Below are 22,916 nucleotides of genomic sequence, written 5' to 3'. Positions count from 1 at the left end.
GGATTCCGAACTTCATCGCGATATCGATAATGAGTGGCACGAAAAATCCGTTAAAAGTCAGATCATAAATACCCCGCGCTGACTAAAGCATCCCAAACTTCAATTTTGCTAATTACCTAATCCTTGAAAGGAAGAATAAACATAAAACTCGCCGAATTCTGTGATCAACCCCATAAGAAAGCGCTTTCTCAAAGGTTGTTGGTCGCTGCTTTCTTTATACTTCCATTCTAAATCGATAATTGGAAAAACAATGAAACTTTACCAAACAGTTAAAGATAGCGATTTTCTTTTAAATGAAAGCGAGCTGGTCAATTTGCACCAAGGTTATGAGCAAGAAGATACAACAACTTATACCGATGCTGGTGAGCTGCATAAGATTTACATGGATGAATCTAAGACTTTTCAAGAGTGGGAAGGATTCGGCGGGGCTTTTACTGAGTCCTCAGCGGATGTACTTAATAGAATGAGCCCGGCTAAGCAGAAAATAATGATGGAGGCATATTTCCATCCAGATAAAGGGATTGGTTATAATTTTTGCAGAACACATATCAATAGTTGTGATTTTTCGCTAGAAAATTGGGCATGCTGTGAAACAGAAGATCCTCTTCTTAAGGATTTTAATCTGAATCGAGATAAACAACAGATCATCCCTATGATTGAATGGGCTAAAGCGCTTTCTGATCAAGAGATAACCCTTTTTTCTTCTCCTTGGAGTCCACCTGCATGGATGAAAACCAATGGCCAGATGAATCATGGTGGTAAGTTAAAAGATGAATATCGTCAAGCATGGGCCCTTTACTACTGTAAATATATAAAAGCGATGCAAGAAGAGGGGATCACCATCTCTGCATTAACAATACAGAATGAGCCTGCTGCTACACAAGTATGGGATTCATGTGTTTATACTGCAGAAGAAGAACGTGATTTTGTGCGTGATTATCTTGGTCCAACTTTAGAAAAAGAGGGATTAGGATATATTAAATTAGTCTGTTGGGATCATAATCGTGCAGAAGCATTCGATCGCGCTCAGAAAATGTTTGACGATGAAATTGCCTCTAAATATGTTTATGGTATCGGTATTCACTGGTATATGGGTGATAACTACCAAAACCTTAAATTAATCAATGATATCTATCCAGACAAAAAAATATGGTTTACCGAGGGGTGTCAGGAAGCTGGACCGCATATTGGTGATTGGAATGTCGGCGAGCGTTACGCACACTCAATTATTAATGATTTGAACCATAATACCTCTGCATGGTGTGACTGGAATCTATTTCTTGATGAGACTGGCGGCCCGAACCATGTTAATAACCTCTGTAGTGCGCCAATTATTGCAGATACAGTTAATGATCACGTGATTCTAAACCCTTGCTATTACTATTTTGCTCACTTTTCTAAATTTATAAAGAAAGGAGCAAAACGCATTGCTGTCTGTACTACAACCGATGTTATTGAAGCAACTGGTTTTATTAATCCTAACGGTGAAAAGGTTTTAGTCGTCTGTAATAATTCAGAGCAGAATCTAACCTATGCACTGCATAATATAGACAAAGGAAGCTATATCACGATGGCTGCTCGATCTATTCAGACAGTGATTCTTTAAGGGGTGAGGCTTGTAGCGGTTATGAGTAAGACGAATATTTTCTAATCGAACAGGTATATTATGACTGAAAAAGAAAAAATGCTTTCTGGTAAAATGTATGATCCAAGTGATGTTGAGTTGGCTAAGTTAAGGAGAATTGCTCGTCAAAAAACAGAGAAATTCCTTGCTACAAGTAATGAAAATAAGCTTGAAAGAGCTGAAATATTAAAATCTTTATTCGGCTCAACGGGTAAGAATATTAATATAGAACCTTCGTTTCGTTGTGATTATGGCGAAAATATTCACGTAGGTGAAAATTTCTACGCTAACTTCAATTGTGTCATTCTAGATGTAGCAGAAGTGCGTATTGGCGATAACTGTTTATTGGCTCCCCAAGTAGGTATCTATACAGCGACACATCCTCTAGATCCAAATGAAAGAAATAGTGGTTTAGAAATGGCGAAGCCGATTATCATTGGTCATAATTGTTGGATTGGGGGACACGCAACCATTAATCCAGGAGTATCTTTAGGTAACAACGTGGTAGTGGCATCTGGAGCTGTAGTGACAAATAGCTTTGGCGATAATGTCGTTATTGGTGGTAATCCAGCAAGAGTAATTAAAAAGATTCCTATCATCGATAAAACTTACTCATGAGTAATAAAGATAGGTCGTGTGAGCAGCGCAAACCACGATCTGTACTTATGACTTCTTAGAAGGGCTTAACAATGAGCTACTGATTCGCAATCAGGACAGGAGAAATGATAAATATTTCCCCTGACTTAGCCCTGCAATATTTGCAGGCTCTGAACAGTTAAAAGATTGGGGTCGCATAAAAGTAAGTTTTTTTAACAGTTAATATTGTTATAAAAACTCATCTTTTGGTTCAACCAAAATAGACATCAAACGAAGACAAAGTATGCCCGCGAAGCCCTATCCTATAAGCCCCAAAATCAACAGTTTGACAAAACTCGAACGAAGGCAATTTTAATAGAATGATTTAACTGTTAATAGTTGATTTTGCCGTTTTTCTAACCTCAATTACCTCAGCCTATTCCGCTTGGTAACTAATGGCAGAAATAGCCATCTAAGGCTTGCTGCCAGTATCGATAGCTTTTAGCGATTACAATCTGAACTGTACAATCAAGGACACTCTACTGAGGTTTAATCTAGGGGTGTTTACAGGGTACAACCCTATTTTCTCCGTTACTCCAACAACGCTCGGTTCCGGAAAAAAGCGAGCGCCAGCGCGTCTTTAGTCGCTAGAAAGGCTCTGCAAAGCGTCGGTGATCTGACTCATTCGCGCCGTCGTCACCATACCGTGAACCTGCGATATCAGGTTACCGTTCTTATCCAAAACAACAATGACTGCTTGGTCGCTATCGGACACCACACCCAGCGCGTCTTCCATGACTTGGGAGTTCAGAATCCAGGTTTGATCGTGGTAGCGCGTCGATATTTTCTCCTTGGCTAGACCAATGGCGTCTTCTTCCGACATAAAGAACGGTAAATCGACGGCTAGCACGTCGCGAACCAGATATTTACTTTGATCTATTTTTGATTGCAATGCATTAACCCACTCTCGAGTAGATTCTGCGGCATTACGAGATGGTGTAAGTATGAGCAGTGTCGGTTGGCCTAGCAGCTTGTCACTGTGGACTTTTCCTCTGCTAAGCGTCGTCGCTGTAAACGAGGGCCATGGCCCATCACCTGCGATAGCGGATGAACCACATAGCGTTAGTATCGCGAGGAGAGTCAGCGTAGTAAATCGTCGGGAATTCGAGTACCAAAGTGCTCTCGATATAATTGTTCTGGAGATCATCGGGTTAAACTTCCTGCCCTGCTGCCCAGCCGCTTGCCCAGGCGAATTGAAAATTAAACCCTCCCAGCCAACCGGTAACATCTAAGGCTTCACCGATAAAATACAAGCCGGCGACGTTTTTACAGGCAAAGGTTTTTGATGAGATAAAATTCGTATCAATACCACCGAGGGTGACTTCGGCGGTGCGATATCCCTCTGTCCCGTTAATCTGTGGAGACCAGTGCTGAAAGAGCTGCGTAATCTCCTGCAGCTGTTTTTCGTTATACTGTTTAAGCGGTAAGCTTTCAATCTCTGAAAAGGCTAATAAACATTCAACTACACGTTTGGGTAACTGTTGCGCTAACACTGTTTTCAAGGCTTGATCTGGGTGATTTTTCTGAGCATGTAAGAGTTCGGCAAAAAGATCCAAATCAGGGAGAAGATCTAAGCTAATTTTCTCACCCGGCTGCCAGTAATTTGATATTTGCAAAATAACCGGCCCACTTAAACCGCGATGGGTAAATAACAGCGCTTCACTAAAGCTGATTTCTTTAGTTTTTTTACCGTTACTTACTTGACAGGTTGCCCGTGCGGGCAGACTGATACCGGATAATTCGGCAAATTTTTCTTTTTGATTCTGCTGCAGGGTAAAGGGGACTAAGCCTGCCCGGGTCGCTTTAACCGATATCTGATATTGTTCGGCAATTTTATAAGCAAGGGGAGTGGCACCCATTTTAGGTAAAGATAACCCGCCCGTTGCAACCACCAGAGATTGGCATTGATATTCACCTAATTTAGTTTGTACAGAGAAATGCTTATCTGCTAATTTGCTATGACTGAATATTTCACACTGCACTTGGACTTTAACCCCGGCGTCTTTCGCCTCGTCCAGTAACATGGCAACAATTTGTTTCGCGCTGTCGTCACAGAACAGTTGTCCGTGATCGCGCTCATGCCAGCTTATCTGGTGTTTATCCACCAGCGCAATAAAATCCCACTGGGTATAACGGCTTAATGCTGATTTTACAAAATGCGGATTATCACAAAGGAAATTACCCGGCTCAACGTAGAGATTGGTGAAATTACAACGCCCGCCACCACTCATAATTATCTTTTGACCCGCACGCTTAGCATGATCAAGCACTAAAACCTTACGTCCGCGCTTACCCGCTTCAATCGCACACATCAGCCCCGATGCACCCGCACCTATGATAATAACATCCCACATATTTCACCCCATAAATTAATGCGCTAAGGATACACTATTTACGAGGAAATTCGACAGTCATTGCCTGCCGCAAAGAAGCTTAAAAGTGCTTTATTCTTAGCCTTTAAAATTAGCATTATGACTATTTCAGTGATTAGATTTTCTATTGAGGCGGGTGTTGGTTGAGTGAGCAGTTGCTTTGATGATGATACTCTTTGCTGAGGTGTTTTTGTCAATTAAATTGAGGCTGATGGGCGGATAAAATTGGAAACTGTAAAATAATGAATAAAAAAAAGGCCGCGATGCGACCTTAATATTAACTGATAATGTTAATTATTATTCAGGAGAAACAGCTGCTTCAGCGGCTGTAATATCTAATAATTCAACTTCAAAAATCAGCGTTGCACCAGGAGGAATTGAACCTGCGCCCTGCGCGCCGTATGCTAATTCAGCTGGAATAACAAACTTGTATTTTTCGCCAACACTCATCAACTGCACACCTTCCGTCCAACCAGGAATAACACGGTTAAGCGGGAATTTAGCAGGTTCACCACGACTGATTGAACTGTCAAATTCAGTTCCGTCAACCAAAGTGCCTACATAATGCACTGTTACTGTGTCTTCAGCTGCGGGTTTAGGACCTTCTGCTGCAGTGATCACTGAGTACTGTAAACCAGAGTCAGTCACGGTAACGCCCTCAACTTTGGCATTTTCAGCTAAAAATAGTTTTGCTTCTTCAGCTGTTTTTACTGCTTCTTCTTTCATTTTCTTTTCAGCAGCAGCTTGTACCTGTACGCCATAAGCATTAACGGTTTCAACTACTTCTTCATCGGTTAATTTAGAGTTACCACGTAATGTATCGGTAACACCCGCAATAATCGCTTCTGTATCAAGCGTTTCTAATCCGAATTCGGCTTGTTTATCAACACCTGCTTTAATCTGTGTTGAAAATGAAGCGCCAATAGCATAAGCCGCTTTATAGGCATCACTTTCAAAAGCCGCTACTTCTGTTGCTTCTACAGCATTCTCTTGTGCTGGCGCGACAGACTCTTTGTCTTCACACCCGAAAGTGAATGCTACAGCAGCGGCTAATAACGAAACTTTAAATACGTTTTTCATTGTTACTCCAAATTATTCTAGTCATTCAATTGACTATGCTTTTATTTTCTCTTTTTATTTGCAAAAAAGAAAATGCTAGGATTAAAATTTTCAGATCCTCACAACTCTAGCGCTAATTATAAGGAAATTCAATTAACGATATGATTTATAACCGCACCTTAAATCAGAGAGTTGTATCGTTATCATAACTTATTTTAGTTATTTTAGAATTTTTTATTACCATCAACAAGATGGATAGACACAAGCCTGTAGGCACTCGTCATTATAAAAGCTAACCACAGGAGAAGCCCGGAAATTAACTTTTCCTTGCCAATAAATTCTGAGATAAGCGTTTCCCGATGCGCACTATCACGTGCCATCTATTGACAGGAAAAATCAGAGGTAGTTCATTATTTATTTATAAATAGAAAAAAAACATCTCTTAAAGCAGAAGTAGTATACTTAAATACGCCGTTAAAAACGCCTTGTTGCGCTAAAAGATAGGAAGCAGAATGGATCAGGAAAAACGCATTGAACAACTAGAAATGAAAGTCGCCTTTCATGAAGATAATATTGAAACCTTGAATGATGAGATCTTTCAACAACAACGCAGATTACAGTTACTTAGTGAGCAACTTGCTGTACTTGCAATAAAATTAAAAGATGCTCAGCCAAACCAACTGGCATCAGAAAAAGAAGAGATGGCACCGCCTCATTATTAGTCAAATAATGTTGAAGCTTTAAAAGACTAAAAAACTTCAACATTTTCCAGTGAACACACTAGATTGTAAAAAGTACGTCGATGACCGCTGTCATCGGCATAATAAAAGACAATCTATTTACCAACAACAAGTTAGTTAAAACCAACCATTTAATTGACTCTCTTCGATGATATCCTGCGGGCCGGTAAAACGGCTAGATACCACCCTATTAAACTGCACCGGTTAGGGATCTAAAAATAGTGTTGCCAAATCCGGATTTTTTGCCAGTTCGGGGTTATCGATCAAACCATAACTTGTCCAACCATCGGAAACAGTTTCAGGGTTATCAACATCACGAGGATGACCATTGCCGGCAGAGAAAATCTCAGTTGCTTGAAATAATTCACTATTATAAATAACAAATGCCCCCTTTTTATAGCCCATTTTAGGTTCAAAATAGATAACATCATTGGTTTCAAGAAAAGATTCAACAATAGCCGCCTCCATTGAAGTAGGATCGTTACCGGAAGGACTGAGCAGCAACGCTAAATTAATCTGCTCGGTATAATCATAACTGCGCTTATCGCCTTTTGAATCATCCCAGTCTATTTGCAATTTAACATTGCGAATATTCTCCCCCGCCGCGGCGCCAAGATCGACAGCCGTCACGCCCCATGCCAGATTAAAGCTTGTCATTCCGGGAGTCTCAGTCGCTAAACTGATATCAGCAAGTCCGTCGATTGCGGTTATATTGTTATAGGTTAGTAATTCATTGATTTTCTGGTTTGCTAAGGCAATCACTTCGGTATGCGCTACGTTATCGCGATTCTGCTCAACAATCAGTTTTTGTAAACCAGTTATATTCACCGCAGTTAAACTGACCACGAATAACGATACCAAAATTTCAGCCAATGAAAACCCGTGATTGTCTGTTGTTATTAACATTAGAAATCCCTCCATGATCCCTGAACAAAACTGTAACCTGTATCAAGAGGAGGTTGCTGACCGACATTCTCGTATAATTTATTGAGTACTGTTTTGTCATAACGCGAAGAAAAATGCTGCTTGGTGCCGTTATTATCGGTTTTATCATAACCATCATGCGAACAAGCGTATTCGCTTAAGGTCGCGCCATTCACTCTTATCCCCCCCATATCAACGCTTAAATCTTCGACTTCGGCTCCATTAATATCAATGCTGGTACCGGGTAAAAAATACAGCATGCCAATAACAGACGCGCCGGTATTGGGTTTAGTGATAAAGGTTCCGCCCTCTATAAACACCATTTTAGGATTGTCCACCGTACCGATAGTAAAGCGTTTGTTTTCAGACGTTGCACTTTGCACTGTATCAGATTGGTCTATATCACAATTTCCAGTGATATAAACCGTATCTATCTCTGGATTGAATTGCTCTAGGGCTTTTAAACGGCTCGAACAGCTTGTCGTTAAGCTGCTTGTCATATCAATGAGCGCCACTTCATAAGCGCTTTTTAATGCCGCTATCCCGACCTCTTTATTCACCCCAAAGGTGCTTTCAAAAAGTGAACCGGGCTGTAAATCAGCAGCCACCTGCTCTCCGAAAAAAGAGGATCCGTCAGGGATATTATTTGACCATCCAATAACATCACCCTCGGCATCAACTGAACCTATTTCCAGTGAGTTATCCACCGTTATCGGTTCATAAAAAGCGTTCTCAGCAATGACATTAATGCCGGTATTATCAACCGCAGGCACGTCTTCCTGCGCGTCCACAGAACCGCTACATAAATCCGTTGCTTTTCCTATTTCATTTTTAGGGTTACTGACCAATTGATAATCTGCAAAATTACCCGGAGATCTACAATTCGCGACACTAACGCCTTCACAACCATTATTAACCGTTGCCGTAGAGTCCAGATTCAGTTTGCCATTGCTTGAGACCGATGCACCGGGAAGATTAAAACGCATTTCATGATAAATTTGCTGGGAGATACTACGCTGTGCGCTGTCGTCCATGGAGCGGCCCAAAGACGTTATTTCCAGCGTATTGTCATTAATCCGAGTGAGTTGCACGCTGTAGTGATGATCTGCGGAACTATAGGGAATATCGATGTTTTTCAGGACGGAGGGACCAATGCTCGGATCATCAATTTTACTCAGTATAAAATTAATACCCGATTCAGCATTAACAAACGCCTCATTATTACGGTAATAATTACCCACGATTTTATTGTCAATCAGCTGTATGGATGCCATTCGAGCTGTAAATACAATACTTGCGATACTTAACAAAACCGCAGTGGTTAATACTGCAAACCCTTTATGTTGCTTCATTGAGTTCATTCCTAGACTCCGAAAAATCACTTAAAAGAGAGCTGAACATGTTTGATTGCTTGCCTTGTTGGCTATCTCCACCCTGTTTTTAAATCCAAATTTTCAATTAATTTGCATGGTTTTATTTAGATAAGAGTAAAAATATGTCCCTTTGTTTGCCTGAGTTTAGGGGAGAAAGCATTAAAGTAAAATAATAGACAAAAAAACATCACATTTATCACACAAAAAACCATTCTCGATTATTGATACGGATCGCAGAAAAAGTTTTAATCACAATCTTAATTAACATTTATGCAACAAATTTTAGCTTCCTCACAATTTATTTATTGTCTCTGTTTTACACTCTATGTCTAATTAATAAGCAATTTCAATCATTTCATCATTTGCAAGTGATTGGTTTATTTTAAAAATGGAGTTAAACATGAGTGAAAACCGCATTTACCCCGTAACAGATGACCTTGCAAAAAATAGCTTACTGACTAACGAAGAATACTTAACACAATATCAAGCTTCGATTAGCGACCCGGTTACGTTTTGGGGTGAAAAAGGTAAAATATTGGATTGGATTAAACCTTACTCAAAAGTCAAAAACAGCTCCTATGATCCGGGTCATGTCAGCATCAAATGGTTTGAAGACGGACAACTTAACGTTTCAGCGAACTGTATCGACCGCCACCTTGCCACTAAAGGTGACCAGGTGGCCATTCTTTGGGAAGGTGATTCACCGGATTATTCACAAAGCATTACCTATAAGCAGCTGCATCAACGTGTTTGTCAGTTTGCCAATGCGCTAAAATCACAGGGTGTTAAAAAAGGTGATGTGGTTTGTTTATATATGCCAATGACGCCGGAAGCTGCCGTTGCCATGCTTGCCTGTACGCGCATTGGTGCGGTTCATTCCATTGTCTTTGGTGGTTTCTCACCCGATGCGATTGCCGGACGTATTGTCGACAGTAGTGCCAAAATAGTCATTACCGCAGATGAAGGCCGCCGGGGCGGACGCACCGTTCCCCTTAAAGCGAATGTCGATGAAGCACTGACAAAAGACGGAACAGATTGCGTAGAAAGTGTCATTGTCTTTAAAAATACCGGCGGAGAGGTCAATTGGGTGATCGGTCGAGATTATGACTGGGAATCAATTTGTGCTGATGAAACCAGTGAATGCGAACCTGAGGCGATGAATGCAGAAGATCCGCTTTTCATTCTCTATACCTCGGGCTCCACAGGTACGCCTAAGGGTGTATTGCACACTACCGGTGGTTATCTGGTTTACGCTGCGATGACCTTCAAATATGTGTTTGATTACCAGGAAGGTGATATTTACTGGTGTACTGCCGATGTAGGCTGGATCACCGGGCACAGTTATTTAGTTTATGGCCCGCTTGCTAACGGCGCAACCACCTTATTGTTTGAGGGTGTACCCAATTATCCGACACCGGCACGTATGAGTGAAGTAATTGATAAACATAAAGTTTCTATTCTTTATACTGCACCAACCGCAATCCGGGCATTGATGGCGAAAGGTGACCAGGCGATTGCAGGAACACACCGTTCTTCATTACGTATTTTAGGCTCAGTTGGCGAGCCGATTAATCCTGAAGCATGGGAATGGTACTACAACAAAATTGGGGACAAACGCTGCCCTATCGTTGATACCTGGTGGCAAACTGAAACCGGCGGCATCTTAATTACGCCGCTGCCTGGTGCAACCGACCTGAAACCAGGCTCTGCAACCCGTCCGTTCTTTGGTGTTCAACCCGCTATTGTTGATAGTGAAGGAGAGATTTTAGAAGGGGCAGCTTCAGGTAATCTGGTAATGCTCGATAGCTGGCCGGGACAAATGCGCACGCTTTATAAGAACCATGACCGTTTCGAACAAACTTATTTCAGTACTTTTAAGGGGATGTACTTTACCGGTGACGGTGCGCGTCGCGACAGTGATGGATATTACTGGATAACCGGACGTGTTGATGACGTATTGAATGTTTCAGGTCACCGCATGGGCACCGCTGAAATAGAAAGTGCGTTAGTTTCTCACCCTAAAATAGCAGAAGCCGCAGTTGTTGGTGTACCACACGAAATTAAGGGTCAGGGCATCTATGCTTATGTCACCTTAAATGACGGTGAGTTCCCTTCTCCTGAGTTGTACGCTGAAGTTAAACAATGGGTGCGTAAGGAGATTGGCGCAATCGCAACACCGGATATATTGCATTGGGCAGAAGGTTTACCTAAAACACGCTCAGGTAAAATTATGCGCCGTATCTTACGCAAAATAGCCACAGGTGAAAGTGATTCTTTAGGTGATACTTCAACACTTGCCGACCCGAGTGTTGTTGATAAACTCATTAAAGAGAATCGCGAAACGCATTAGTCCGCTACTTTACAAACATTTCTGCTGGCGTGCGACCAGCAGAGCAGATAGACTTCTAGAACATCGTTTCCGGGAGTCTTTTTTTATGACACAACAAATAAACATATTAGTTTTAAATGGGCCTAACCTTAATTTATTAGGGCAACGGGAACCCGAGGTCTACGGCAGTAAGACACTTGCCGGCATTATTAAAGATTTAACAGATGAAGCTACATTGCATAATGTTGCATTGTCACACTTACAATCAAACCGTGAATACCAACTGATTGAAAAAATCCACGATTCATTTGAGAAAATCGATTTTATTATTATTAATCCGGCTGCATTTACGCATACCAGTGTTGCACTTCGTGATGCCTTATTAGGGGTTAATATTCCTTTTATCGAAGTACACCTTTCCAACGTACATGCACGTGAAAGTTTCCGTCATCACTCTTACTTGTCTGATATTGCACAGGGAGTTATTTGTGGTTTAGGCGCACAGGGTTACTCTTTTGCACTGCACAGCGCCATTGCCAAATTACGCGCTAATTAGTAAGTTGAGATGATTAAAAGCCCTATATTCAAATCAGGGCTTTGAATAACTAACGTCCTGCTGTGGGGAAATCTCCCATCATAATATTCAGAACAGATTGTATTCTCTCGTCTGTTTTATCAGACGGCATTTTATCTAAATCCTTAACACCCTGCATCGCCGAGCGCCAATATACCTTTTTCAAATCAGCACTGAGCACATTAAGCATCACGGTTCCCTGTCTATAACGTGCAGGATTGGCCTTAGCAGAACGCAATCGGGGTAATAGACCGAACTTTGTCTGAATATCCGCATTTGCGCGGTTATCTTCTAATGCAAATAAGAAACCAAGCACAACATCAGCGTGCACAGGATTGGGTTGATACACATAACCTTTAGTCTCTAGGTAACGAATTATTTCGCGGCGAATATAGGCCTTAGCCCGTTGCTCATTTATATTGTCAGCGCCTGATAAAACCAGATTATAGTCATTATTCCAGGTAAAAGTCGTAAAAGCAGGTAATACATCTCTGGGACTTGCACTACTGACCAGAGTGATACGTTTAACTTTTTGCTGTACTTCGGCCTGTTTTGATGGTGTTTCCGGTGAAGAGGCACTGCAGCCGCTAAGACTTAATCCGGCAACTAACAAACCCACCAGTAAAACTATTTTTCTCATCTTGACCTCCGTTAAATATTAACTTTCGACAACAAATGCCGCCGCTTTTTTCATTACATCGATGCCGGCACCCGGCAAGTGACCGTTTTCACTCAGATGACGACGCCAAGCTCTTGCGCCCGGAAGACCTTGGAATAATCCTAGCATATGACGGGCAACGTGATTTAAATATGACCCGTTGCTAAGTTGCTGCTCAATATAGGGATACATCTTTTCTAACACTTCAAAGCGGGTTAGAATTTTTTCCTGACCGGCAAACAAGCGCTGGTCAACAGAGCTTAATAAATAGGGGTTAGCGTAAACTTCTCTGCCCAACATTACACCATCAAGATAATGCAGATGAGTTTCACATTCATCAAGGGTTTTAATGCCGCCATTGATAGCAATAGTTAACTGCGGGAAATCCTTTTTCAGCTGGTATACACGTTCATAATCCAGCGGTGGTACATCGCGGTTTTGTTTAGGGCTTAAACCACTCAGCCAGGCTTTACGGGCATGCACCACAAAAGTATCACAGCCTTTTTCTGCAACTTGACCAACAAAGTCACATAAAAAAGCATAGGAGTCTAAATTATCAATGCCGATCCGCGTTTTAACCGAGACGGGTAAATCCGTTGCATCGCGGATCGCTTTCATGGCATCACCCACCAACTCACCTTCGGACATCAAGCAAGCACCAAAACGTCCGTTTTGGACTCGATCCGAGGGGCAGCCAATATTCAGGTTGATTTCATCAAAACCGCGCTCTTTACCTGCCTGTGCAGCTTTAGCTAAATCAACCGGTGCCGATCCGCCTAACTGCAGACAAACCGGATGTTCAGCAGCATCTTTTTGCAGGTAATCCCCTTTGCCGTACAGGATAGCGCCCGTGGTCACCATCTCGCTATAGAGCAAGGTATTTTTACTCATAACACGATGAAAATAGCGGCAGTGCCTATCCGTCCAATCGAGCATCGGGGCAATGGAGAAGCGTTGCGATGGGTAAACACTGGTATTAACTGGGTTTGTCATTGGTATTGCTCACTTTTTTATATCCTATTTTCACGTTGAATTGCGTTGAATTATCATCAATTTCGTTGTACGGTACGCCTTAAGTACGCCTCATTGGAGTAGGACAAATGGCATCATTTTCAATACAAACACGCACGCTCGCAAACGGTGAAGCTCGTTTTAAAGCAAGCGTGATTGTTAAAAAGAACGGAGCAATGATACACAGAGAAGCCCGAACTTTCAAAAAGAAAGAACTGGCCCGAACCTGGGGGAAAAACAAAACCCAAGAGCTGGAAGAGTTTGGCGTTAAAAAGTATAAAACCTGTTTGATTGGTGATCTGTTTGATAAGTTTATCAATGATAGCTTTCTTTGGGATAACACCGGGCGAACCAAGCAATATGTGATTAAGATGCTTAGTGATTGCGACATAGCTAATATCCAAACTGACTCACTGAGAACCAGTGACATTATTGAGCATTGCAAGAATAGACTCGCTGCAGGCGCTAAACCGCAAACGATTTACCATGACATTGCCTACCTTCGTTCGGTGATGAAAAAAGCGCTTCCCGTTTTTAATATAAAAGCCAATTTTGAAATATTTGAAGAAGCGGTTCCCGTGCTTATTGATATGAAGTTAGTGGGTAAAAGTAACAAGCGCACCAGGCGCCCGACTAGCAATGAGATTGAGCGATTAAAAGAGGGGTTACTTAAGCGTCAGAATACGCGTGCGAATGGACAAGTACGTATTCCGTTTATTGATATTTTAGATTTTAGTATTTTAACGTGCATGCGAATTGGAGAGGTGTGCGCATTACGTTGGGATGATTTAAACGAAGATCATAAAACTATTACTGTTCGAGACAGAAAAGACCCACGTAAGAAAGATGGAAATCACATGCTAGTCCCGCTTTTAGCTGGGTCATTTGACATTGTTAAGCGACAACAAAAAAACAACACACTGATATTCCCTTATAACTCGCGTAGTGTGACAGCAGGTTTTCAGCGCGTTCGTAATAAGTTAGGTATTGAAGACTTACGCTATCACGACTTAAGGCGTGAAGGTGCAAGCCGATTATTTGAATATGGTTTTTCTATTGAAGAGGTGGCCCAAGTAACCGGCCATAGAAATTTGAATATTCTATGGCAGGTTTACACCCAGTTATTCCCTGAAAAATTACATGATAAATTGCGTAAAAAGCTAGAAAAAAAAACTATTTGATTGGCTTTTTAAATTATAGTGGGTGAGTCATATTGGATACTACTTTGTCGATTTCTAACGCGCAAGAGGGATGATTTAATTTATCAACAGGCTCGCTTTTTCCTTAAAACGCTCGTAATCCGTAACATATTGAAACAATATTAGTAAGAGAAATGCTAGTTATTGATATAATGTCGTCATATATTATTACAAATGGAATTGTCATGATGACCGCTAATATATTTTACTCTCACCTATCCGATTAACGACATTATTTTTATCACTAGCATTCAGCCCTTTTAGCACTGCCTCTGGCAACACCACAAACGACTCGTTTTCAAAAGCTAAAAAGATGTTAGAAAAGTCGGTATATTTTGACCACCGTGAAACCATCTATTGCGCAGCTTCTTTTGACTCCAAAAAACAGATAACACCACCCGATGGTTTTCATACTTTAAAATATGTGAAACGCGCTAAAAAAGTAGAGTGGGAGCATATCGTTCCAGCTGAAAACTTTGGTCGAACTTTTATTGAATGGCGAGAGGGAAATCAAGCTTGTGTCAATAATAAGGGAAAATCTTTTAAAGGTCGTAGATGTGCTGAAAAAGTTAATTATGAATATCGCCACATGCAAGCCGACATGTTTAACCTCTACCCTGCTATAGGGGCTGTCAACGCACTTAGAAGTAATTACAACTTTACAATGCTACCCGGGGAAGCTAGTGATTTTGGCAGCTGTAAAATGAAAATCGAGAATAGAAAAACTGAACCACCAGAAGCAGCTCGCGGCCGAATAGCTCGCACCTACATGTATATGGAACAAACATACCCGCGCTACAACATGAGCAAACAACAACGAAAGTTAATGAATGTTTGGTCAAATCTGCATCCTGTAAGTAAATGAGAATGTGAACGCGCCAGGCGCATTAGTCAGCTTCAAAAAAATGAAAATATAGTAGTAAAGAATGAGTGTATTAAAGGAAATATGTGGGACTTAAAATAAAAAAACCTATACTTAAACATTCAACCACATATGGGTATTATAGTCAGATGAATCGTTAACGCCTCCGCTTTCTATGCCGCTTCGGGGCACAAAGCACCTTAGCTTTTTGTTCTTTAATATCAAATTACTCAACTGGTATTGACTTGTTATATTCGGTTTTTAGATGGTGTGATATTAACTTTTAGTTGAGTAGTGTATGATATTTTTGTATGGCTATTCGACAAACTTGGAGTGTCCATATTTTTCTGTTTCCCCTAATTTTACGAGCGTTTTATGATTGATAGTTTAATTAAATTTGGTGAAAATGATTTAAGCAAAACCATTATCATTCCATTATTAGAAAAGATATATAATTGTAGAGTCGATTTTACTGGTGGTGCTCCAGAAAAGGGCCGAGATATAATTGTCTACAGAAAAGATGCATTTGGGCATAATGACTTTCTTGGAATTCAAGTAAAAAAAATCAAAGCAACCCCAAATTCAACAATTAAAAGTTTTCAACAGTTACTTAACCAGATTTCACAAATGAAAGATGAAGGTGTCATCGATCTTGCGACTTCTGAAAGGGTAAAGTTTAGACAACTTGTGTTTATTACACCCTATCCAATTAATGATCGTACTTATGACTCTCATTCTGGAGCCTTAAGGAGGGTTATAGATGAAGGTGTGACAATTATTGATGGTAAAGAGCTAAAAGAATTAATTGAAAAATTTGCTCCTGAGTTAATGCCACAAATCAAAGGCGAACAATCATTTTTAATCGATAAAACTCTGCCTAAATTAACGAATAAATCACTTATGAAGGCTTTAGGATTTCAAAAAAACCGAGATCTTTGTGATATTTTTTGTGATGCAGGATTTGTGGCGGGAAACAATAAATTTAATTTTTTTTCAAATAGATACAAAGCAAACTTAAACCATAGAGAAATAACACGAAAAAACATATATTTAATTCCCTTGATAAAAGATTGTAAAACGTTATTTGAAGTTTTAGAAGAGCATTTCATCCCAGAAGATTTGTTAAAAAAAGCCAAAGAAAAGTATGATAACTGCGCTGAATTGAGTAAACAAAAAAATGATTTAAGAAGGAAATCAGAAGATTTAATAAGAGAATTAAAAGATAGAGTCAGCATAAGTAAATTCAAGAATGATTATCCTGAACCAATAGTTGGTATAGATGCAGATGCTTTTTTTAAGGATGGATTCACAAAAAAAAAAGAAGGTAATGTTGAATTTATCGTTGAATCTGTTTATTTAAAATCAATCTATGAAAAAAGACTGGGCATCATTAGTGATCTGAAAGAGGTTGATAGGAATTATAATGATAGTATATCTCACCGTTTTACAGTGAATACTGAAAATATTTGTATTAAATTAAATCTAAAAATAGAAGCCCTCCAATTATCACTTAACAAAGCAGATAAAGAACTAAAAGTCTTTTTGTTACAAACAAAAAAAATTCAAAATGTGATCGCAATAATTGAAAGTTATAGTCAACAATTTTTTTGTGACAACACCAAGGCCGAAATCAGTAACGCTATACCCAATTCCACTATAAATGATATATTCGATACTAATTTAAATACTGTTGTTTTGGGATCAGCCGGGTCAGGAAAAACTACAAATCTTCAAATTTACACTCAAAATTTATATAAAAATAATGAAGATAAACTAATCATTTATATGACACTAAATGAGTTATCAAAACTTGCTTTTAGTGAAGGTGAAAAATGCATTTTATCGGGAATAATTTTATACCTTAATGGTCTCGGGATTACTACATATTCAATCGCAAAATTGAAAGAGCAATTTAGAACTCAAAAAACCACATTAATATTGGATAGTATTGATGAAGCAATTGTTGGTTATGGTTGGATTATTGAAGAAATTAATATTTTTGCTGAACGGTATAAAAAATGTCAGATTATTACATCTTCACGCTATACCGTTCATGACTTAGCCTCGCTCAATTTCGTGAGTGTTTCTTTATTACCCTTTAATCATGCTCAGAAACGAGAATTCTATAATAAATGGTTTATAGATGCCCCAATTAAAGCAGATGATTTAATTAAACATCTTGCTAAGTATCCGAAATTAGATTCAGTTGTTACTAACCCTCTTTCTGCAACAATAATGGCAACATTACAAGAAAGTAATATGCCGTTACCTAAAACAGAATCATCTTTGTATAAAAAACGTTTTGAATTATTAAGTGGTCTTTTTGATAAATTCAAGGGTGTCAGTCGATCAGGAGAACAACCGGAAAATATTTTAAAATGTGCTCGTTACTTAGCTTATGAAATGCATAAAAGAAATGTTCGTTCGTTACCTAAAGAAGAGATGATTTCAATAATACGAGGGGAATTTGGAGAGGAATATAATGCTAAAAATATAATAATGGAACTAATAACTCCGGCAGAAATTTTATTAGTAGAAATAAATGGAGAATACAGTTATGGGCATTTGCGCTTTCAAGAGTACTTAGCATCAGAACAACTTGTTGATATGAGGAGTGAAAACTTATCAGCAATACTTGTTAAAGAGTGGTGGAATGATGTGTTTTTATTATATTCACAACATGCATATAGAATAGAATGGCTTATTGATGATGTAACCAACAAATTGTATATGACGGAAGTTTCTACATTAATGTATTCAATGATTGAATTTAGACCAGAGCATGAATGGGCTAATTTAAAAAGGAAAGTACAATTAGCGATTGGGATAGAAAATGAGGATAAATATTTGCCTGATGGGTATTCTGAATTTGATAATTCGGATGATCACTATGTAAATTAAAAATACAAGTGTGTAACTGTAAAAATTATTTTGGCTGAGTAACATTGGCAACAAATTTTTTAACTTTTCAACTCGCTTGGGGAGGGGGTAGCGAGTTGAAAAATATTACAGAAATAACTCTAAAAGCGTATCCATAATTACTATAGAACCACAATCGGCTATACAACTTCATCTACGTAGCTGAAGTTTGGAGTGGCCAAGTAAAAATTGGGCACTCCTTTATAGTTTCTAAATCTTATAATGGGGGCGTTTGCGACTTAGCTTCCTGAGGCCCTAATGAGCACATTGCGCCTTAGACAAATTTACAGTCATACACTTGGTAGCCTCTAAAAATGCATGTAACGGGTGTTATAGTAGCTCTAGAGAGCTTGTGGCTTACAACTTTCAGCCACAATTATCGTAGTCTGAATCTAAGCATATTTTCGACATTTCCTGTGATTCATTTATGCTTTTTTGTGTCATTTGAGGAGTGAGGATATCAAATAATTTTTGAGTGTCTAACCCATTATATCTAGCTAAATTGAACCACATATATCCTCGCTTATAATCTTGGAGCACACCCTGCCCCATGGCATACATAACACCCAGATTGAGTTGAGCGGCAGCATACCCATTTCCGGCGGCTTTGCGGTACCAATCGACCGCTTGCTTATAATCTTTCAACACCCCCTGACCATTCGCATACATAAAACCCAGATTGTATTGAGCGCGAACATGCCCCTGTTCGGCGGCTTTGCGACTCCACTGGTAAGATTGCTTATCATCTTGGAGCACCCCCTGACCATTGGCATATATAACACCCAGATTGTATTGAGCGCCAGCATTCCCCTGTTCTGCGGCTTTGCGATACCACTGGTAAGATTTCTTATCATCTTGGAGCCCCCCCTGACCATTGGCATACATCACACCCAGATTGTATTGAGCGGCAGCATGCCCCTGGTCGGCGGCTTTGCGGTACCAATCGACTGATTGCTTATCATCTTGGAGGACGCCCCGCCCATTAGCATACATAACACCCAGATTGAATTGAGCGTCAGCATGCCCCTGGTCGGCGGCTTTGCGACTCCACTGGTAAGATTGCTTATAATCTTGGAGCCCCCCCTGAGCATTGGCATACATCACACCCAGATTGAGTTGAGCGTCAGCATACCCCTGTTCGGCGGCTTTGCGATACCAATCGATCGCTTGCTTATAATCTTGGAGCACGCCCCGCCCGTTCTCATACATAACACCCAGATTGTATTGAGCGCCAGCATTCCCCTGTTCTGCAAGTGGAAACCATTCTTTGTACGCACTTTCATTAGTGGCATCCAGACCTTTTTGAAAGTCAACCGGCTGCACTATTGATGCAAATAAAATAAAAATGACACCAATGATTTTTTTCATGTTATTTTTCCTGTGACTGTAACAATAACTTTTATATCAATGATATTAGGACACTTCACTTAACTTGGTTATCAACAAAAGATAAAAATAAAGACAGACACTCCTATATTTAGAATGCAAAAAAGGAATCTTTGTCGGATTATAAATTTAAGTTTTAAAGTCCATACACAAAATACCGATGATAGTATGTAGCGACTTTTTCTTGCATAAATAACGGTTTTATTATTAGATTTAAAAAAAAGTGCTTAAAATCAAGAGTCAGTAATCTATATAACCTTTAAAATAGTAGGTTAACATTTTGTTTTAATGACTTTTTTAGTCATAAAAATGTTTTCCCATTTGGTGCTTTTTTGAAGATCAAACTGCTAAATGAACCAATTTATTTTTTGTAGTGGTTAAGTGATACTGGTCCAAATTTTATAAGTTTCTAACTCTAAAGGGAGCGAAAGCGCCTTAGCAAAATCGCTCTGGCAGTGCACGGACATTCAAATCGACTTTACTGGTAAGAAAATTTTATTTTGCTCGCTTCAAGGGAAATTGGTGAATTATTGCGACGTTGGTTTTACCAGATGAATTAAATAAGAGGTTTGATCCTTTCCTTTTCAGCCTTAATAATACGTTGAACAGTTGATAATGAGGTGGAAAGTTCATTAGCTATTTGACGTTGTGGAGTTTTAAGATAATAGCTTTCAATAATATCAGATTTTAATCTAACACTTGTAGATCGGCCTTTGTAAACACCCTTCTCCTTTGCTTTTTCTATACCCTCACGTTGCCTTTCTTTCAGGATAGCTCGCTCAAACTGGTAGACAGAACCTAATAAATTAAGCATTAACTCATTCATTGGATTTTTTTTATCAGAGGAAAAAACTATATTTTCTTTCCGAAAATGAACCGAACAGCCTTTCCCTGTAAAAAACTCGATAAGAGTATTTAAATCTGTTAATGAGCGAGCAAGCCTATCAATGCTATGAACATGAATTTCATCACCTGGCCTTATATGCATCTTTAAATTATCAAGCTCAGGCCTGGCAGTATTACTACCGGAACATCTATCAATAAAATAATTGTCGCCCTCAATATCTTGACGGTCTGTATTTTGGTCCGTACTTGATACACGGATATACACTAATTTCATGATTTCGCCCATATTCGCTTGATAGTTTTTATCAATTTACATCTCCAGAGGCGTATTCACAAGTCTAAGAGCCTAGATTACGCGAAAAATGAGAAGTTACGAACTCATTAAAATGGTTTGTTTTGTATTCAGCTTATTGTGTATTCAGAGGGTGTACCCTAATGACTTTCTATCAACGTTTATAAGTTTACAGGCGAAGCAATTAAAGAGGATTAGTATTATTCATTAGTTATTCCATCTGCAGTTCTATCTTCCTTGTTAATGCTGCAATGGTTCTATCTGTATCAACTTTTATTTTTGTTTGTTTAAGTAGTGGCATGTCTAATGATTCAATACGCGTTGTCTACATGAACGTGCTTATATTTACCGGTTACAGATCTATCAAGCCCAGAAGCAAAGCTAATGCTTCGAATGTCATCTGATCTTACCGAGTCTGAACGTAACCGAATCATCGAACGCACCAATGAATGCCTTGCTAGTGTAAAAAAAGAAGGTAAAAAATCATGTAGACCCGTTGTGATTAACACTATTAAAATAGTACAAAATGCGAAAGCACGTGGGCTCAGCCAAAATAAAACGTCTAAAGCAAGGAGTTTGTCGATAGCAACGGTTAAGCAGGATTGGAAGGCAAAGATAGCATAGGTAAGTAAACCTAAGTCGCATTCGCCCGTGCGACGTGAAGTAGTATGTAACGCTGTTCACCGCGATAAGAGTGAACCGTCTGTATCACCAGATGACTCTATGCCTCTGAATAAAGTAGCGAGTCCGACAATACACCTGTGTCAGGATGGGTGCCGACTCTAATTTTTACCTATTAGTGATTCAGCATACCGTCACTGCCCATCGCCAAAATCTCATCATATATTTTACTGAGTGGGGTTTCGCTGCCGCCCGATTCACGACTTAATTTATCAGCTTCCAATTGTGCCTTATGGGTTAGCACAATACTTTTTTCTGTATCGGCTTTCGTTTTTTCCAAGCCAACCAATGAGATCTCTAATGACTCGATACGCGCGACTTTGACGTTAGCGTTAGTTTGAAACTTGTCATAGGTGTTATTCAAACTAATCCTTTGCTCAACCGTTACATCAGCACTCAGATCTGCTTCGGTTTTTTTAATCGCAACCATCAGATTAGAGAGTTGCATACGCATTAAACAAAGCTCATCGCGTAGTGATGCCATTGAAGCGGAAGAATAGCGCAGCGCATCTTCATCCGTGGTAATAAATTCACTGTAATGACCAAATGTGCGGGCATTTTGATTCCCCAGCGACAAAACTCGTTTCTTTGAGGCCGACCTTTTCGCTGAGTCATTGTGTATAACTTCATCTTCATGTATTTCTTTAACTGATTGAATTTGTTTATTATCTGTATTTGGAACGTCAGGTTTCCGAGAATTTTCAGTACGTTTAGCACTGCGCACTTTACGCACTGATGGCTGCGCAACGTGCGCACCTGGTTTTATATGCCGACGTGCTGTAGCGTAATTCAATTTTTTCTTTTCGCACCAGGCTTTCACTGAGATCCCAGTACGTAAATTTTCTTTTATGAATTGCTGAGTTAAGACGTCCCAATCTGTCGCCATGAGCCCTTCTCCTTATTTTCACTTACATTAGTCCGTTTTCACCGGTGATCAAAGTAAATCCCTAAAATAATTGATACCTATTGTCTTACGTGACTAATAGCGATGACGCTATAACACACTGATATATAAATAGTTAAAGTGATTGGGGTTTAATTACGGTCGCACCGGGATAGCATCATTTATTATGTCGTTTAGTGCAGAAAACTCAGCGATTAACCAGGCATGGTAAACAGTTAATGCTTCGCTCTTTGCCTCAACTGCATCGGTATGTATATAAACTGCAGTGACCTTGGTTAGTTTATGATTTAACAATAGCTCTGATATCAGGAAATCGATTTTTAAATCAACCCAAGTGGTACGTGCGAACTTACGCAGTTGATGGCTGGTCCAGTTATTGAGACTGACCTCTTGTATCAGTTCATCGGCTGCATAGGCTGAAATAGCGCTACGGCCTTTGGGTGCAGGGAAAACAAACACGCCGGTATAACCATTCTTTTCCTGCCAGTTTCGATAATCAGTAAGGATTTTTTTAGCTAATGAAGTGA

At 39.7% G+C, this 22,916-nt stretch carries 17 protein-coding genes and 3 pseudogenes; 9 read left to right on the top strand and 11 right to left on the bottom strand.

Annotated elements, in window-relative coordinates:
• The first annotated feature begins 250 nt into the window (after nt 1–250).
• Together ACJAZP_RS13185 and ACJAZP_RS13180 are read left to right on the top strand one after the other, a co-directional pair.
• Nucleotides 251–1,606, top strand: coding sequence for a glycoside hydrolase family 30 protein (locus ACJAZP_RS13185; protein WP_415231203.1), 1,356 nt, complete (start codon nt 251–253; stop codon nt 1,604–1,606).
• 60 nt (nt 1,607–1,666) lie between these two features.
• Nucleotides 1,667–2,242, top strand: a complete 576-nt coding sequence (locus tag ACJAZP_RS13180) for a sugar O-acetyltransferase (RefSeq protein WP_415231202.1) — start codon at nt 1,667–1,669, stop codon at nt 2,240–2,242.
• 598 nt (nt 2,243–2,840) lie between these two features.
• On the opposite strand, the gene ACJAZP_RS13175 is transcribed toward ACJAZP_RS13180, so the two are convergent.
• The 3 genes from ACJAZP_RS13175 to fkpA all read right to left on the bottom strand — a co-directional run bounded on the left by ACJAZP_RS13175 (nt 2,841) and on the right by fkpA (nt 5,712).
• Nucleotides 2,841–3,152, bottom strand: a complete 312-nt coding sequence (locus ACJAZP_RS13175; protein WP_415231201.1) for a hypothetical protein — start codon at nt 3,150–3,152, stop codon at nt 2,841–2,843.
• 259 nt (nt 3,153–3,411) lie between these two features.
• Nucleotides 3,412–4,614 (bottom strand): NAD(P)/FAD-dependent oxidoreductase, encoded by a 1,203-nt coding sequence (locus ACJAZP_RS13170; RefSeq protein ID WP_415231200.1) that lies wholly within the window; start codon nt 4,612–4,614, stop codon nt 3,412–3,414.
• A gap of 315 nt (nt 4,615–4,929) precedes the next feature.
• Nucleotides 4,930–5,712, bottom strand: coding sequence for an FKBP-type peptidyl-prolyl cis-trans isomerase (gene fkpA, locus ACJAZP_RS13165; protein ID WP_415231199.1), 783 nt, complete (start codon nt 5,710–5,712; stop codon nt 4,930–4,932).
• Nucleotides 5,713–6,203: 491 nt separating this feature from the next.
• Here fkpA and ACJAZP_RS13160 point away from each other — a divergent pair, with 491 nt between their 5' ends.
• Nucleotides 6,204–6,413: a SlyX family protein gene (locus ACJAZP_RS13160; protein WP_415231198.1), complete on the top strand. Its 210-nt coding sequence runs from the start codon at nt 6,204–6,206 to the stop codon at nt 6,411–6,413.
• A gap of 222 nt (nt 6,414–6,635) precedes the next feature.
• Here the strand turns inward: ACJAZP_RS13160 and ACJAZP_RS13155 are convergent, their stop codons facing one another.
• Together ACJAZP_RS13155 and ACJAZP_RS13150 are read right to left on the bottom strand one after the other, a co-directional pair.
• Complete coding sequence (locus ACJAZP_RS13155) at nt 6,636–7,337, bottom strand: type IV pilus modification PilV family protein (RefSeq protein ID WP_415231197.1); 702 nt, start codon at nt 7,335–7,337, stop codon at nt 6,636–6,638.
• Nucleotides 7,337–8,707 (bottom strand): pilus assembly PilX N-terminal domain-containing protein, encoded by a 1,371-nt coding sequence (locus ACJAZP_RS13150; RefSeq protein ID WP_415231196.1) that lies wholly within the window; start codon nt 8,705–8,707, stop codon nt 7,337–7,339. The genes ACJAZP_RS13155 and ACJAZP_RS13150 overlap by 1 nt, the downstream gene beginning before the upstream one ends.
• A gap of 421 nt (nt 8,708–9,128) precedes the next feature.
• Between ACJAZP_RS13150 and acs the strand changes: the two genes are divergently transcribed.
• Together acs and aroQ are read left to right on the top strand one after the other, a co-directional pair.
• The gene (acs, locus tag ACJAZP_RS13145; protein ID WP_415231195.1) at nt 9,129–11,078 is read left to right on the top strand and encodes an acetate--CoA ligase; all 1,950 of its coding nucleotides are present in this window, start codon (nt 9,129–9,131) and stop codon (nt 11,076–11,078) included.
• An 85-nt stretch (nt 11,079–11,163) separates the two neighbouring features.
• Nucleotides 11,164–11,613, top strand: a complete 450-nt coding sequence (aroQ, locus tag ACJAZP_RS13140) for a type II 3-dehydroquinate dehydratase (RefSeq protein ID WP_415231194.1) — start codon at nt 11,164–11,166, stop codon at nt 11,611–11,613.
• Nucleotides 11,614–11,662: 49 nt separating this feature from the next.
• Here aroQ and ACJAZP_RS13135 read toward each other — a convergent pair whose 3' ends face one another.
• Together ACJAZP_RS13135 and dusA are read right to left on the bottom strand one after the other, a co-directional pair.
• The gene (locus ACJAZP_RS13135) at nt 11,663–12,271 is read right to left on the bottom strand and encodes a DUF4136 domain-containing protein (protein ID WP_415231193.1); all 609 of its coding nucleotides are present in this window, start codon (nt 12,269–12,271) and stop codon (nt 11,663–11,665) included.
• Nucleotides 12,272–12,289: 18 nt separating this feature from the next.
• Nucleotides 12,290–13,282 (bottom strand): tRNA dihydrouridine(20/20a) synthase DusA, encoded by a 993-nt coding sequence (dusA, locus tag ACJAZP_RS13130; protein WP_415231192.1) that lies wholly within the window; start codon nt 13,280–13,282, stop codon nt 12,290–12,292.
• 107 nt (nt 13,283–13,389) lie between these two features.
• On the opposite strand from dusA, the gene ACJAZP_RS13125 reads away from it, so the two are divergent.
• The 3 genes and pseudogenes from ACJAZP_RS13125 (at nt 13,390) to ACJAZP_RS13115 (ending at nt 18,262) form a co-directional block, all read left to right on the top strand.
• Complete coding sequence (locus ACJAZP_RS13125) at nt 13,390–14,481, top strand: site-specific integrase (protein ID WP_415231191.1); 1,092 nt, start codon at nt 13,390–13,392, stop codon at nt 14,479–14,481.
• 235 nt (nt 14,482–14,716) lie between these two features.
• Nucleotides 14,717–15,463, top strand: a pseudogene (locus ACJAZP_RS13120) (endonuclease).
• 273 nt (nt 15,464–15,736) lie between these two features.
• A complete protein-coding gene (locus ACJAZP_RS13115; RefSeq protein WP_415231190.1) occupies nt 15,737–18,262 on the top strand; it encodes an NACHT domain-containing protein in 2,526 nt (841 codons plus the stop codon).
• Between the two features lie 384 nt (nt 18,263–18,646).
• Here ACJAZP_RS13115 and ACJAZP_RS13110 read toward each other — a convergent pair whose 3' ends face one another.
• Together ACJAZP_RS13110 and ACJAZP_RS13105 are read right to left on the bottom strand one after the other, a co-directional pair.
• Nucleotides 18,647–19,648 (bottom strand): SEL1-like repeat protein, encoded by a 1,002-nt coding sequence (locus tag ACJAZP_RS13110; protein ID WP_415231189.1) that lies wholly within the window; start codon nt 19,646–19,648, stop codon nt 18,647–18,649.
• A gap of 574 nt (nt 19,649–20,222) precedes the next feature.
• On the bottom strand, nt 20,223–20,786 hold the full coding sequence (locus ACJAZP_RS13105; protein WP_415231188.1) for a recombinase family protein: 564 nt from the start codon (nt 20,784–20,786) through the stop codon (nt 20,223–20,225).
• A gap of 387 nt (nt 20,787–21,173) precedes the next feature.
• On the opposite strand from ACJAZP_RS13105, the pseudogene ACJAZP_RS13100 reads away from it, so the two are divergent.
• A pseudogene (locus tag ACJAZP_RS13100) lies at nt 21,174–21,428 on the top strand (recombinase family protein); the annotation flags it as partial.
• A gap of 172 nt (nt 21,429–21,600) precedes the next feature.
• On the opposite strand, the gene ACJAZP_RS13095 reads toward ACJAZP_RS13100, so the two are convergent.
• Nucleotides 21,601–22,371, bottom strand: a complete 771-nt coding sequence (locus ACJAZP_RS13095) for a cell division protein DivIVA (RefSeq protein WP_415231187.1) — start codon at nt 22,369–22,371, stop codon at nt 21,601–21,603.
• Nucleotides 22,372–22,524: 153 nt separating this feature from the next.
• Nucleotides 22,525–22,916: pseudogene (locus ACJAZP_RS13090) on the bottom strand (hypothetical protein); the annotation flags it as partial.

This window comes from Psychromonas sp. (assembly GCF_047632955.1).
GTDB lineage: Bacteria > Pseudomonadota > Gammaproteobacteria > Enterobacterales > Psychromonadaceae > Psychromonas.
The sequence above is the reverse complement of the archived record's forward strand: the minus strand, read 5'-3'. Positions and strand labels throughout refer to the sequence as shown.

Excerpts from the sequence above, each read along its gene's own strand:
- ACJAZP_RS13155 (WP_415231197.1), bottom strand. The coding sequence starts at position 7,337 with ATGTTAATAACAACAGACAATCACGGGTTTTCATTGGCTGAAATTTTG.
- dusA (WP_415231192.1), bottom strand. The coding sequence starts at position 13,282 with ATGACAAACCCAGTTAATACCAGTGTTTACCCATCGCAACGCTTCTCC.
- ACJAZP_RS13150 (WP_415231196.1), bottom strand. The coding sequence starts at position 8,707 with ATGAAGCAACATAAAGGGTTTGCAGTATTAACCACTGCGGTTTTGTTA.
- ACJAZP_RS13105 (WP_415231188.1), bottom strand. The coding sequence starts at position 20,786 with ATGAAATTAGTGTATATCCGTGTATCAAGTACGGACCAAAATACAGAC.
- acs (WP_415231195.1), top strand. The coding sequence starts at position 9,129 with ATGAGTGAAAACCGCATTTACCCCGTAACAGATGACCTTGCAAAAAAT.
- ACJAZP_RS13160 (WP_415231198.1), top strand. The coding sequence starts at position 6,204 with ATGGATCAGGAAAAACGCATTGAACAACTAGAAATGAAAGTCGCCTTT.
- ACJAZP_RS13110 (WP_415231189.1), bottom strand. The coding sequence starts at position 19,648 with ATGAAAAAAATCATTGGTGTCATTTTTATTTTATTTGCATCAATAGTG.
- ACJAZP_RS13135 (WP_415231193.1), bottom strand. The coding sequence starts at position 12,271 with ATGAGAAAAATAGTTTTACTGGTGGGTTTGTTAGTTGCCGGATTAAGT.
- ACJAZP_RS13185 (WP_415231203.1), top strand. The coding sequence starts at position 251 with ATGAAACTTTACCAAACAGTTAAAGATAGCGATTTTCTTTTAAATGAA.
- ACJAZP_RS13115 (WP_415231190.1), top strand. The coding sequence starts at position 15,737 with ATGATTGATAGTTTAATTAAATTTGGTGAAAATGATTTAAGCAAAACC.
- ACJAZP_RS13095 (WP_415231187.1), bottom strand. The coding sequence starts at position 22,371 with ATGGCGACAGATTGGGACGTCTTAACTCAGCAATTCATAAAAGAAAAT.
- aroQ (WP_415231194.1), top strand. The coding sequence starts at position 11,164 with ATGACACAACAAATAAACATATTAGTTTTAAATGGGCCTAACCTTAAT.
- ACJAZP_RS13180 (WP_415231202.1), top strand. The coding sequence starts at position 1,667 with ATGACTGAAAAAGAAAAAATGCTTTCTGGTAAAATGTATGATCCAAGT.
- ACJAZP_RS13170 (WP_415231200.1), bottom strand. The coding sequence starts at position 4,614 with ATGTGGGATGTTATTATCATAGGTGCGGGTGCATCGGGGCTGATGTGT.
- fkpA (WP_415231199.1), bottom strand. The coding sequence starts at position 5,712 with ATGAAAAACGTATTTAAAGTTTCGTTATTAGCCGCTGCTGTAGCATTC.
- ACJAZP_RS13125 (WP_415231191.1), top strand. The coding sequence starts at position 13,390 with ATGGCATCATTTTCAATACAAACACGCACGCTCGCAAACGGTGAAGCT.